The sequence below is a fragment of the Serratia sp. Res13-Sevr-LER1-36-b genome (assembly GCF_015673035.1).
Lineage (GTDB): Bacteria > Pseudomonadota > Gammaproteobacteria > Enterobacterales > Enterobacteriaceae > Chania > Chania fonticola_C.
The window spans coordinates 1007965-1019152 of the sequence record NZ_JADACK010000005.1 but is presented as its reverse complement, the minus strand read 5'-3'; the positions used below and the strand labels follow the sequence as shown (position 1 = coordinate 1019152).

At 52.1% G+C, this 11188-nt stretch carries 12 protein-coding genes; 9 read left to right on the top strand and 3 right to left on the bottom strand.

Annotation, left to right across the window (positions count from 1 at the left end):
- Positions 1-149: 149 nt before the first annotated feature.
- Positions 150-989, bottom strand: coding sequence for a PfkB family carbohydrate kinase (locus IMQ33_RS05725; RefSeq protein WP_098931056.1), 840 nt, complete (start codon positions 987-989; stop codon positions 150-152).
- Between the two features lie 372 nt (positions 990-1361).
- Here IMQ33_RS05725 and IMQ33_RS05720 point away from each other — a divergent pair, with 372 nt between their 5' ends.
- From IMQ33_RS05720 to IMQ33_RS05700, 5 genes are all read left to right on the top strand, one after another.
- A complete protein-coding gene (locus IMQ33_RS05720; RefSeq protein ID WP_196062855.1) occupies positions 1362-3230 on the top strand; it encodes a beta-glucoside-specific PTS transporter subunit IIABC in 1869 nt (622 codons plus the stop codon).
- A complete protein-coding gene (locus IMQ33_RS05715) occupies positions 3227-4642 on the top strand; it encodes a glycoside hydrolase family 1 protein (RefSeq protein ID WP_098931058.1) in 1416 nt (471 codons plus the stop codon). Before IMQ33_RS05720 ends, IMQ33_RS05715 begins: the two co-directional genes overlap by 4 nt.
- 12 nt (positions 4643-4654) lie before the next feature.
- Entirely contained in the window at positions 4655-5494 is an 840-nt protein-coding gene (gene licT / locus IMQ33_RS05710; protein WP_065685853.1) for a BglG family transcription antiterminator LicT, read from the top strand.
- Positions 5495-5607: 113 nt separating this feature from the next.
- Positions 5608-6177, top strand: a complete 570-nt coding sequence (locus tag IMQ33_RS05705; protein WP_161741210.1) for a chromate transporter — start codon at positions 5608-5610, stop codon at positions 6175-6177.
- Positions 6174-6695, top strand: a complete 522-nt coding sequence (locus IMQ33_RS05700) for a chromate transporter (protein ID WP_024530961.1) — start codon at positions 6174-6176, stop codon at positions 6693-6695. Before IMQ33_RS05705 ends, IMQ33_RS05700 begins: the two co-directional genes overlap by 4 nt.
- 705 nt (positions 6696-7400) lie before the next feature.
- Here the strand turns inward: IMQ33_RS05700 and IMQ33_RS05695 are convergent.
- Positions 7401-7808, bottom strand: a complete 408-nt coding sequence (locus IMQ33_RS05695) for a cupin domain-containing protein (protein ID WP_065685799.1) — start codon at positions 7806-7808, stop codon at positions 7401-7403.
- Positions 7809-8032: 224 nt separating this feature from the next.
- Here IMQ33_RS05695 and IMQ33_RS05690 point away from each other — a divergent pair, with 224 nt between their 5' ends.
- Positions 8033-8629, top strand: coding sequence for a histidine phosphatase family protein (locus IMQ33_RS05690; RefSeq protein ID WP_065685800.1), 597 nt, complete (start codon positions 8033-8035; stop codon positions 8627-8629).
- Positions 8630-8721: 92 nt separating this feature from the next.
- Here IMQ33_RS05690 and IMQ33_RS05685 read toward each other — a convergent pair whose 3' ends face one another.
- Positions 8722-9495 (bottom strand): helix-turn-helix domain-containing protein, encoded by a 774-nt coding sequence (locus IMQ33_RS05685; RefSeq protein ID WP_196062854.1) that lies wholly within the window; start codon positions 9493-9495, stop codon positions 8722-8724.
- 112 nt (positions 9496-9607) lie between these two features.
- Between IMQ33_RS05685 and IMQ33_RS05680 the strand changes: the two genes are divergently transcribed.
- The 3 genes from IMQ33_RS05680 to IMQ33_RS05670 all read left to right on the top strand — a co-directional run bounded on the left by IMQ33_RS05680 (position 9608) and on the right by IMQ33_RS05670 (position 11108).
- Positions 9608-10366, top strand: a complete 759-nt coding sequence (locus IMQ33_RS05680) for an alpha/beta fold hydrolase (RefSeq protein ID WP_196062853.1) — start codon at positions 9608-9610, stop codon at positions 10364-10366.
- A gap of 392 nt (positions 10367-10758) precedes the next feature.
- Positions 10759-10923: a hypothetical protein gene (locus IMQ33_RS05675; RefSeq protein WP_161711578.1), complete on the top strand. Its 165-nt coding sequence runs from the start codon at positions 10759-10761 to the stop codon at positions 10921-10923.
- A complete protein-coding gene (locus IMQ33_RS05670; RefSeq protein WP_196067750.1) occupies positions 10920-11108 on the top strand; it encodes a colicin V family bacteriocin in 189 nt (62 codons plus the stop codon). Before IMQ33_RS05675 ends, IMQ33_RS05670 begins: the two co-directional genes overlap by 4 nt.
- Positions 11109-11188: the final 80 nt, after the last annotated feature.

Here is an 11188-nt window from a genome sequence, read left to right as displayed (position 1 = left end):
GCGGTGACGGCTTGTGTGAGAAAGCTGCTAACTATCCTGAATGCGATGCTGCGGGATAATAAAAAATGGGTGACAAATTAATCATCACCCGTTGACTTTAAACACAGCTGCTCTCCCGCAGGGAGAGGGTTAGGGTGAGGGGCATCACATCACTTCAGCGCCCGCAGATGGCCGATCTCCTGCCAACCGTGACGCGCCGCATCTTCCAATACCGCACACACCTCATGGATCGCCGTCGGCACTGCCTTGCTGAAAGGCTCCCCCTGCAGCAAATGGGCAATTAACAGCGCGGTGAACATGTCACCCGTCCCCTTCACCGGCGAATCGATTTTGGCATGGGTGAAGCTTTGCGCCTCGTCGGCGGTGACCAGCAACAGGCCAACTTCTTGCTCGCTGTTTGCAACGCCGGGCGCGCTGGTGACCAGTACCCACTGCGTATTGCCTTTGAGCAGCGCCCGTGCAGCCTGTTCGGTTTGCTCACGCGTGCTTAGCGCCATGCCGCACAACTGTTCCAGCTCGAAACCGTTCGGCGTAAGGCCATGGGCCAGATTGAGGTAAGGGGAACGATAACGCTCAACCAGACGTTTATCGACGTAAACCCCTTCGCCGTAGTCTCCCATCACCGGATCGATATAGATCTTGATGCCCGGATTGAGGGTAATCACCCGCGGTAGCCAGTCGGCCAGAATATGGCACTGCGCCACGTCACCCAGGTAACCGATAATGATGGCCCGCGCGCGGCACACGACTTCACGGGCGATCAAATCTTCCAGAAAACCGCTGAACCATTCGCTGGAGATCGCTCCCCCGTGCGGCGCGCCGTAATAGGGCGGGCAACCAAACAACACGCTCGGTACCTGCAACACCTCCAGGTTCTTCTTCAACAACGTGCGGTAGGCAATGCCATTCCCCACGCTACCGTAGACCACCTGCGACTGAATGGTGATCACATCAATGGGTGGTGGCCGCAGTTTAGAGCCTTGTTGCATGTGGACTTCCTTGGTTCATTGTTATTCAAGCGCAACGGTCGGCAGAGGTAACTCGCCGAGGTAGAGAAGTTTAACCTATTGAAGGGCATGGCTACAGTAGGTCGCGGGAGAGTTTGATGATTTTTCGTTGGATCGCTTGCGATTTTTCCTGTGGCTAATCGTGATGCGAATCACAAAGCTTACCGTCGCCGGTTGCCTGGAGATCGCGTCCGCGGTATTACTTGCGTCGTAGCCTAATCAGCTACTCAATCATTTTTATGATGGCGTGTTACTGCGCAAGCAGGCAAGACCAAAATAGAAATGCACTTCTTCTGCCGAAGGGGAGCATTTTCATTTTGGTCTTTTTTTTTGTTTTTTTGCCGGGGAAAACCTATGGATTATAACAAGTTGGGCTTGGACATATTGGCACTGGTCGGGGGGAAGGCTAACGTCAGCAAGCTGACGCACTGCGCCACCCGCCTGCGGATGGAATTTAACGACGATAGTCGGGTCGATGCCAAAGCGATCGAAGCTTTGCCCGGCGTGATCAGCGTGGTCGAGCGTGGTGGCCAGTTCCAGATTGTGGTGGGCAACAACGTGCAGCAGACTTTCCGCGCTTTGCAAAAAGCGATCGGCCAACCGCTGGGCAAACCGGGCGGACAGCCGAAGAACAAGGCCAAGGGCGGCGTCTTTACGCAGATTATCAGCGTGATTTCGACCACCTTTACGCCGGTGATCCCGGCTATTACCGGCGCGGGGATGATCAAGGCGCTGCTGGCGATCCTCAAGTTAACTGGGGCGATCAGCGCGGCCAGCCCAACTTACCATCTGCTGGATACCATCGCCGATGCAGCCTTCTTCTTCCTGCCGGTACTGCTGGCCTACGGTGCTTCGATCAAGTTTGAGTGTAACCCTATTCTGGCCATGACCATCGCGGGAGCCTTGCTACATCCCAATCTTGCCCAGATGCTGGCCGCCGGTTCGCCAATCGATTTTATTGGCATCCCGGTGCGGTTGGCCGATTATGCCGGTTCGGTGCTGCCGATCATTTTCACGGTGTGGTTGATGTCCTATATCGAGCGCTTTGCAGAGAAAGTCTCGCCGACCATGATTAAATTCTTCACCAAACCGATGATCATCCTGCTGGTTACCACGCCGCTAGCCTTGGTGGCGGTAGGGCCGTTCGGTATTTTCCTTAACGATCTGGTGGCCAGCGGCGCGGCGATTATCGATGGCAAGGCCAGTTGGCTGATCCCGATGCTAATGGGCGGGCTGCAACCGTTCCTGGTGATCACCGGCACCGCGTGGGCGATGACGCCTATCGCCACCGGGCAGTTGAGTAAAAACGGCTTTGAGATGATTAATGGCCCCGGCATGTTGGCTTCCAACATTGCCCAGGGCGCGGCAACCCTGTGCGTCGCGTTCCGCACCAAGAACAAAAATCTGCGTCAGTTGGCCTCATCCGCCGGTTTCACCGCGCTGTTGGGGATCACCGAACCTTCACTCTACGGCGTCACGCTGAAACTGCGTAAACCGCTGATCGCGGCCATGATTGGCGGTGGCTGTGCCGGTGTCTATGCGGGAGTCAGCGGTTTGGTGCGCTATGCCTTTGTTTCGCCGGGGTTGGCAGCATTACCGGCCTTTATCGGTGAAAACCCAATGAATATCGTGCACGCTCTTATCACCTGCGTCATCGCCATCGTCGTGACCTTTGCCTTGACCTGGATACTGGGCTTTGAGGATCCGGTTGATGAAGAAGAGGTAACAGTCACAGACAGCGTATCGTCTGGTGATGACGCGGTGCTACACAGCCCGTTGGCTGGTCAACTGGTGGCGTTGGAACAGGTGAATGACGACGTATTTTCGCAAGGGCTGCTGGGCAAAGGCGTGGCGATACTGCCTGAGCAAGGCGTGCTGTGTGCACCCGTGGACGGGGAAATCGTGACTTTCCTGCCTTCGAAGCATGCCGTGGGCATTAAGGCCGATAACGGCATGGAAGTGCTGATGCATATCGGCATCGATACCGTCAATCTCAACGGTGAGCATTTCAGCTCTCAACTGCAGGTGGGCGATCGGGTGAAAACCGGTGATGAGCTGGTGCGTTTTGATATTGCCGCCATTACCGCGCTGGGTTACGACATTATCACCCCGGTGCTGGTGGTCAACAGCGAGCAGTATCCGCACCTAAGCTGCCGACAGCCAGGCCCTGTGAACTTTGGTGAGCAAATTGTCGCGCTGAATACCAAGGAGCAAAATGTATGATTTACCAACAGCTGAACGATTTTCCACCAGGCTTCCTGTGGGGGGCCTCAACCTCGGCTTATCAGGTTGAGGGGGCATGGGACGAAGACGGCAAAAGTCCTTCCATTGTTGATATGCTCGATCATCCCGTCGAGACGGCAGATTTTAAGGTGGCCAGCGATCATTACCACCGCTTCCGTGAAGACGTTAAGCTGTTCGCCGAATTAGGGCTGAAGGCGTACCGTTTCTCCGTTGCCTGGACGCGCATTTTGCCCAACGGTACGGGCGAGGTGAATCAGCCTGGCCTGGCGTTCTACCGTGACCTGATCGATGAACTGCTCAAGCACGGCATTGAACCGGTGGTCACGCTCTACCATTTCGATCTGCCCTATGTGCTGGAACAACAGGGCGGTTGGAGCAATCGGCAGACCATCGATGCCTTTGTCGAGTATGCGGACGTGCTGTTTACTGCCTTTGGCGATAAGGTCAAATATTGGCTGACCATCAACGAACAGAACACCATGATCCTGCACCCTGGTGCTATCGGGGTACCAAAGGGCGGCGAACTGCCTACCAAGCCGGTACTTTATCAACAGAGCCACCATATGCTGGTGGCGCAGGCGCGGGTCATGGCTTTGTGCCATCAGCGCTGCCCCAAGGGAAAAATCGGCCCGGCGATCAATACCACTTCCATGTATCAGGAAACCTGCCATCCGTTGGATGCCATCGCGGCCCACAACTGGGAAACGCTGCGCTGCTGGAGCTTTCTGGATGTTGCCGTTCATGGCCGATACAATGCGTTGGCCTGGCGATATTTGCAGGATCGTGGCCTTGCCCCAGTGATTGAAGCCGGAGATACGGAACTACTGCTGCAAGGGCGGCCGGATTATGTGGCGATTAACTACTATTCCACCGCCACCATCGCCGCCAGCCGTGGCGATGCCTCGGATATCACAGCTCGTGCGGGGGATCAGCAAATCATGCTGGGTGAGCCGGGCGTATATCGGGCAGCGGAAAACCCCTATGTCGATAAAACGCCCTATGGTTGGGTGATCGACCCCGTGGGCCTGCGGCTGACGCTGCGCAAGGTTTATGAACGTTATCATCTGCCGATTTTAATTACTGAGAATGGCATCGGCGCGCCGGACCAGCTATTGTCTGGGGATATCATCAATGATGATTACCGCATCGATTTTATGCGTGCGCATATCGAACAGATGCAGTTGGCGATTAACGATGGTGTCGATCTGCTGGGTTACTGCCCGTGGGCGGCGATCGACCTGGTCAGCACGCATCAGGGCTACGCCAAGCGCTACGGTTTTATCTATGTTAACCGTGGTGAACAGGATCTGCGCGATCTGCGGCGTATCAAGAAGAACAGTTTCGCCTGGTATCAGCGCCTGATTGCCTCGAACGGCCAACAACGTGGGTAACACAGTTTAATGATGAAAGTCATCAAGGTGCTCAATAACAGCCTGGTGCTGTCCACCGACAGCGATAACCGCGAAGTTATCGTGATGGGCAAGGGCATCGGGTTTAACAGCAAAGTGGGAGATGTGCTGGCTGCGGCCAACATAGAAAAAGTCTATGTGGTGCAGAACGGTCAAACCGGCCACGACCATCTGCGCCTGATAGAAGCCACGCCGGAGCAGCATATTGAACTGGTGCAGATGATCCTCAGGCTGGCTAACAGCCAACTGGGCGGCCGGGTCAACGAACAGATCTTTTTCACCCTGGTGGATCATCTCAGCTTTGCGATTGAGCGCTGCCGTAAAGGCATCATCATTCAGAACCGGCTGTTGCATGAGGTAAAACGCTTTTATCCGCAGGAGTTTGCCGTGGCATTGCAGGCACTGGCGCAGATCAACGAGCGTTTGGATATCCTGTTGCCGGAGGCAGAGGCGGGGAACATTGCCTTTCACCTGGTCAATGGCCAAACCGACGTGCAGAGCATGGAGCACACGTTGCTGGCGGTGAAGATGCTGAAGGATATCTTCAACATCATCAAATACCATTTCCGTATCGATATCGCCACAGATTCGCTCAATTACTCGCGTTTCTTGTTGCATATGCAGTTTTTCATTCAACGGATGATCGATAACAAACAGGTAAAGTCGAAAGACGATTTCCTGTTCTCGCAGGCGACGAAAGAGTATCCCGATGCCTATCGTTGCGCACTGGTGATCCGTGACTATGTGAAAAATCTGCTGGAAATGGAGATGTCCAACGATGAGCTGCTGTACTTGGTCATCCACCTGACGCGGATTGTCGATCGGGACGATTAAGCTCGATCTTCAGTGCGTTCACCGTAGCGATAATGGCTCTGAAATGCATTAGACATCATGGCTTGGCCGCGTGCATTATGCCAGATAACAACTGAGATAATGTGGGAAACGCAATGTCAGATCCTAATGCGCTACAGGGCCATGAAATGGCAAAGCCACCAAGCAATACTCAACTGTTTACCGGTTTTCTGATGCTTGGCCTGATCGGCTTTGGCGGGGTGCTGCCGCTGGCGCGCAGCATGTTGGTGGAACAACGCCGCTGGTTAACTGCTGAGCAGTTCACTGAGCTGCTGGGATTGTGCCAGTTCTTGCCGGGTGGCAACGTCATTAACCTTTCCGTAGCGGTGGGTATGGAGTTTCGCGGACTGCGTGGCGCGCTATGTGCTTTGCTCGGGCTGATCTGCGCCCCAACGGCGATTGTGGTCGGCCTGGGCGTGATTTATGCCCGCTACCAAAACGATGCCCATGTGCAACACGTGTTTGCCGGTTTAGCCGCAGCGGCGGCGGGTTTACTGCTCTCTACCGCGTTGAAAATGTTGTTGCCGCTGTGGGGGAAATGGTTGCCGTTAGCGATTGTCGCCATTGCTTTGGTGGCGATTGCCTGGTTACGCTTGCCCTTGCTGCCTACCATGCTGGTGCTGGCTCCGCTAAGTATTCTACTGGCCTGGAGGAAACCTTCATGATGGCGGTGCTAATCTCGTTGGCGATCATTTTTACCGAGCTTTCACTGATGGCGTTTGGCGGTGGCTTTACCATTCTGCCGGAAATGCAGCGCCAGGTGGTGGAGGTGCATCAATGGATGAGCGCCCAGGAATTTAGCGCGCTGTTCGCCATGGCGCAGGCGGCTCCGGGGCCGAATATGATGATCGTGCCGCTGATTGGTTGGCACGTCGCGGGCTGGGCCGGGCTGTTAGTTTCCTCTGTGGCCAAGTTTGGGCCGTCGTCCATCATTACCATTTTGGTGATGGGCGCATGGCGGCGTTTTAAAGATAAGCCCTGGCGGCGTATCGTGCAGGTTGGGCTGGTGCCGGTGACGGTCGGGTTGGTTGCCGCCAGCGGCGTGCTGATTGCCCAGGCTTCAGCGACCAATTGGCGGTTAGCAATATTAATTGTGTTAGCAACGCTGCTGAGTATGAATAAACGTATTCATCCATTATGGATCCTGGCGGGCGGGGCAGTGCTGGGATTAGTGATTGGGTGACGCCTTAACGTTCTGAAGGGAGCCGTATGCTGCGCTCCTACGTAGCGATATATGTCATTATATTTATCTTAATTAATCGGTGACGTAATTAAATTAACTAAATTATCTAAGTAAACCACAAGGCTAATAATTCACAATGTTTTTGTGATTAAACTCTAAAATTAAAAATCCCGCTTTTGTTTTATATTGATAATTTCATGATGATAAAGTGATAATCAACTCGCTGTACTCTTTTACATTGTCAATAATAAGGATATTTTCTATGAAGCTCTTAGGGCTTTAATTGTTGGGGTAGATGTCTGACGGTCGAGGAAATAACTGCAGCTCTAACGCTGGCAGTTCATGCTCATGGTAGTCAACTAACATAAACCTTTTAAATGAATGTATACCGGTTATGTCTGACTGGACAAATTTCATGAAAGCAATTGTACGTATACTTGCCTCTTTGGCCAGCTTTTATCTGGCTGCAGCTTTATTAAAAGGGGCCTGCGTGTGGTCGTTGGGTTGGTATGCTGCACCAGCCAATATTTCTCACTTACTGGTTTCTCTCTCGTGCTGTTATGTAGTGGCGAAATTGGTTTTTTGTGTAGTGAACTATTTCTACCCGAAGTAGTAAGCTGTAACCGGTTCAGCACGTAGGGGCGCTGCAGGCTGCGCCTGAGGTTATTAATCTCAAGCCACCCGTTTTGGCAGGTGGCTTTTTTATCACGGCAGTTGACGGTAATCCTCGTCGGATACCGGTTCCAACCACTCATTGGAGGAACCCTCGGCCGGGACCGCCACGGCAATATGCGCAAACCAGCTATCCTGGGCTGCACCGTGCCAGTGTTTGGCTCCTGCCGGGATATTGATTACGTCCCCGGCGGTAAGTTGGCGAGCCGGTTTATTCCACTCCTGATACCAGCCGCGCCCCCCGGTCACCAGTAGGATCTGGCCGCCCTGATGGTGGATATGCCAGTTATTCCGACAGCCTGGTTCAAACACCACATTGCCAATGGCTACTCCTTCGGTGGTCAACATGTTCAGGTAGCTGGTGCCGGTGAAATATTGCGCATAGGCGTCATTTTTTGGCCCTTTGGGGAAAATACCGTTACCGTCAAATTTCTCGCTCATTTCGTCTCCGCCGTCAAATTACGCCTGCTTTCAGGAAGCAATCAAAAAGGGTGGCCGATGTGCTTATGGCCGACAGGAGGAAGTGTATTACAGGGCCGATTCAATGATAAGGTAGCTAAATATGCATACACCTATGCAAATAATTCATTAGTCATGACAATGACCTGCAAGTATGCGGCCTTAGCTGGCAGTGCTCTTGAGGGTAAATATGGGTGGAAAGAACCATGAAGCAAGCGTTTAAAAACGGCATATTGGCATTACTGTTGTCCAGCGTGGCAGGGGCCGCCTGGAGTGAGCAAACCCTGGTTTTCGTTCGCCACGGTGAGAAGCCAGACAACAACAGTGGTCAGCTGACCTGCAAAGGCTTTAACCGCGCCTTGGCACTGCCGGAGGTCTTAATCTCCCGCTTCGGTAAACCCGAAGCCATTTATGCCGCAGGCCCCAAGAAAAATAAGCTGGGCAGCTCTATGCGGGCATTGACCACGATTACCCCAACGGCCATTCGGCTCTCACTGCCGGTGAATATCCAGTATCACGCCGATGACATTGCTGATTTGCAGACGGCTCTGCTGGACGATCGTTTCCGCAATGCCGTGGTGTATGTCTCTTGGGAACATCACAACTTGGTGCAGGTGGTAAAAAACATTATCACCGCAGAAGGGGGCGATCCCCAACAGGCGGCCAAATGGCCGGGCAGTGATTTTGACAGTATCTATGTTCTGACGATTGACCATGACGCGCCCGCCAACAAGATCCGCTTCGAACATCAAACCGAAGGGCTTAAGAATGTCGCGGATACTTGTCCAACCGGAATGAAGTGACAATATCAGTGCAGAAATGCAGTCGTCGGAGTCACTAGGGGCGCGGTACGGCGCCCCTATCCATTTAGAAACATTACCCCTTTGATTTTTCGCTATTTCTCAAGGTATAGGCTGGGTGGCACGCCAAGTACACGGCGGAATAGTGCAGTGAAGGCACTTGAACTCCCATAGCCAAGGTCCAGCGCAACGCGAGTAACCGATTCCCCATTATTGAGGCGGGTGATAGCCGCCAGCAAACAGGCTTGTTGGCGCCACTCGCTAAAGCTCACCCCAGTTTGAGCTCGGAACACTCTGGTGAAAGTGCGCCGACTCATGCCTGCCTCAGCAGCCATTTTGTTGATATCGATAGAAAGCGAGGGATTTTCAATCAGTTGACGACACAGTATGGCTAAACGAGGTTCGTCGGGCAACGGAGTATTTAGCAACAGCGACGGCATAGTGGCAATTTCATCAAGCAACAGAGACATGATCTTGCCTTCTCTATTATTCAGGTCATAGAGCGCTGGCAAATCCACTGCCTGTACTAACAGGTTCTGTAGCAGGGGGGATACTCCAATGACTCGACAGCCATCGGGTAGTCCTGCGGCGCGGGCAGCGTCCGGGGTAAAAAATGCGTTCAACATGGTGACGGGGCCACGCATATGCATCTCATGGTCGATGCCAGCAGGTATCCAGCATGCCCGCTGTGGTGGAACAACCAGGTTTTCGCGCGCCGTGAACACGCTGATCGTCCCGGAGGCGGCATAGGCAAACTGGCTGCGACGATGTGTATGGGAGGGAAAAGTCGAAGACGCCGGGTAGTCATTTGCGGTGACTACGGCAATTCGTGAAATGTCTTCGTAGGGGTCGAGTAACGTATTACGCATGGCCCAAACTCTATAATGATTGACTCAATATTGAAAGCGAGCTGGTACTGCGGATCCTACAATGGCCACGGTAAGGAAATCATCTGGCACATTCAGTTTATTAGGAGTCGATATGTCCAACACGTTTCACCGAGTAGGTAGTGGTCCACATCCTGTCATCGTTCTTCACGGGTGGTTTGGTGATTGCCATGCTTTCACGCCAATGGAGGACGCCCTCAGCCGCGAAGAATTTACTTATATCTTTATGAACTACCGTGGATACGGGAGCATGAGCTCCGCCGCTGGCACTTATAGCATGGATGAAATTGCGATGGATACCTTATCCCTTGCTGATGAGCTTGGATGCGACACGTTTAGCTTGGTAGGCCACTCGATGGGAGGAATGGCAATTGAACGTGTAGCGACTTTGGCCCCTGAGCGCGTGCGTATGTTAGTGCCTGTCGCACCGGTTCCTTCCTGCGGTGTGGCCTTCGACCCTGTAGGGCAAGCATTGTTTAATGGTGCGGCTGATAGCATCGAGAATAGGAGGAACATCATCCATCGTAGTACTGGACAGCGCCTTTCACGAGCGTGGATCGACTGGAAAGCTGAGTATTCAATGGCGCATTCGTCCAGAGCCGCTTTTGCCGCTTACTTGAATGCATGGAGCAACACCGATTTCAGCGCGGAGGTACAGGGTTTACCACACAGGGTTAAGGTGCTGATCGGGGAGCATGATCCGACATTCAACACAGATCTGATGCGTTCCACCTACCTTGCATGGTATCCAAAGGCTGAACTGGAAATACTTGAGAATGCCGGTCATTACCCAATGAATGAAGTACCGCTCGCCTTGGCAACGAGTATAGAGAACTTCCTACGGCAGGCCTAATTTTTGAGCGCAGCTAAAAAGCCTTCGGGGGGTGACAAGGTTTTAGACCATGGCTATCGATTTATTTTCCGCTGCTTACTTTGATTGTTGCTAATAAAATTACCATATCGCTTTAACGGTTTTCATTATAGGAATGATTAATAGGCATTTACTGTCGAATAAAAAATAACTTGACCTTGATAAAATAATTTAGAATGATAGTCATTATCAACTTTTGGATGGTTATTCTGTGATGACATCATTTGAGAAATGAGTAGATAGGTTATATCACAACCCTTAGCATCTTCAGGCATTTTTATAATGCCTGAACAATCTCTCTTATTTTTATGATTTATTGAAATCAATATTGTAATTTTAAAAACAAGTTCATTACTTACATTTCAGGGGGGTTAATGAAAAATATTCTATTTATCTTTTTTTGTGTTTTTCTTGGCGTTGCCATAGGTTCTATTGCGAGAAGTTTTAACGCGTCTCCGTTATTTCAGTCCTTGGCTATTTCTACTGGCATAGCAATCGTGATGTTTATTTATTATCAAGTAACAGGAGTTTTTAAATGAAAGTCTTAAGCTTTGATGAAATTAATATGGTTTCAGGTGCAGGAAATGTAAACTGGGAACAAGCAGGTAGAGAGGTTGCCGTTGGCGGAGCCACAATCGCTGGCACGGCATTCGGAACGGGTTTGGCTGGCCCATTAGGGCCGGCAATTGGACTAGCCGCAGGGGTTGCGGTGGGAGCATTATAGGATGCTGCAGGAAACCAAAACGCCAGTGGGCCAGCCTGGAATGGAATTTGTCGACCTAATAAGCCATTAATATGCATGAG

Excerpts from the sequence above, each read along its gene's own strand:
- IMQ33_RS05725 (WP_098931056.1), bottom strand. The coding sequence starts at position 989 with ATGCAACAAGGCTCTAAACTGCGGCCACCACCCATTGATGTGATCACC.
- IMQ33_RS05720 (WP_196062855.1), top strand. The coding sequence starts at position 1,362 with ATGGATTATAACAAGTTGGGCTTGGACATATTGGCACTGGTCGGGGGG.
- IMQ33_RS05715 (WP_098931058.1), top strand. The coding sequence starts at position 3,227 with ATGATTTACCAACAGCTGAACGATTTTCCACCAGGCTTCCTGTGGGGG.
- licT (WP_065685853.1), top strand. The coding sequence starts at position 4,655 with ATGAAAGTCATCAAGGTGCTCAATAACAGCCTGGTGCTGTCCACCGAC.
- IMQ33_RS05705 (WP_161741210.1), top strand. The coding sequence starts at position 5,608 with ATGTCAGATCCTAATGCGCTACAGGGCCATGAAATGGCAAAGCCACCA.
- IMQ33_RS05700 (WP_024530961.1), top strand. The coding sequence starts at position 6,174 with ATGATGGCGGTGCTAATCTCGTTGGCGATCATTTTTACCGAGCTTTCA.
- IMQ33_RS05695 (WP_065685799.1), bottom strand. The coding sequence starts at position 7,808 with ATGAGCGAGAAATTTGACGGTAACGGTATTTTCCCCAAAGGGCCAAAA.
- IMQ33_RS05690 (WP_065685800.1), top strand. The coding sequence starts at position 8,033 with ATGAAGCAAGCGTTTAAAAACGGCATATTGGCATTACTGTTGTCCAGC.
- IMQ33_RS05685 (WP_196062854.1), bottom strand. The coding sequence starts at position 9,495 with ATGCGTAATACGTTACTCGACCCCTACGAAGACATTTCACGAATTGCC.
- IMQ33_RS05680 (WP_196062853.1), top strand. The coding sequence starts at position 9,608 with ATGTCCAACACGTTTCACCGAGTAGGTAGTGGTCCACATCCTGTCATC.
- IMQ33_RS05675 (WP_161711578.1), top strand. The coding sequence starts at position 10,759 with ATGAAAAATATTCTATTTATCTTTTTTTGTGTTTTTCTTGGCGTTGCC.
- IMQ33_RS05670 (WP_196067750.1), top strand. The coding sequence starts at position 10,920 with ATGAAAGTCTTAAGCTTTGATGAAATTAATATGGTTTCAGGTGCAGGA.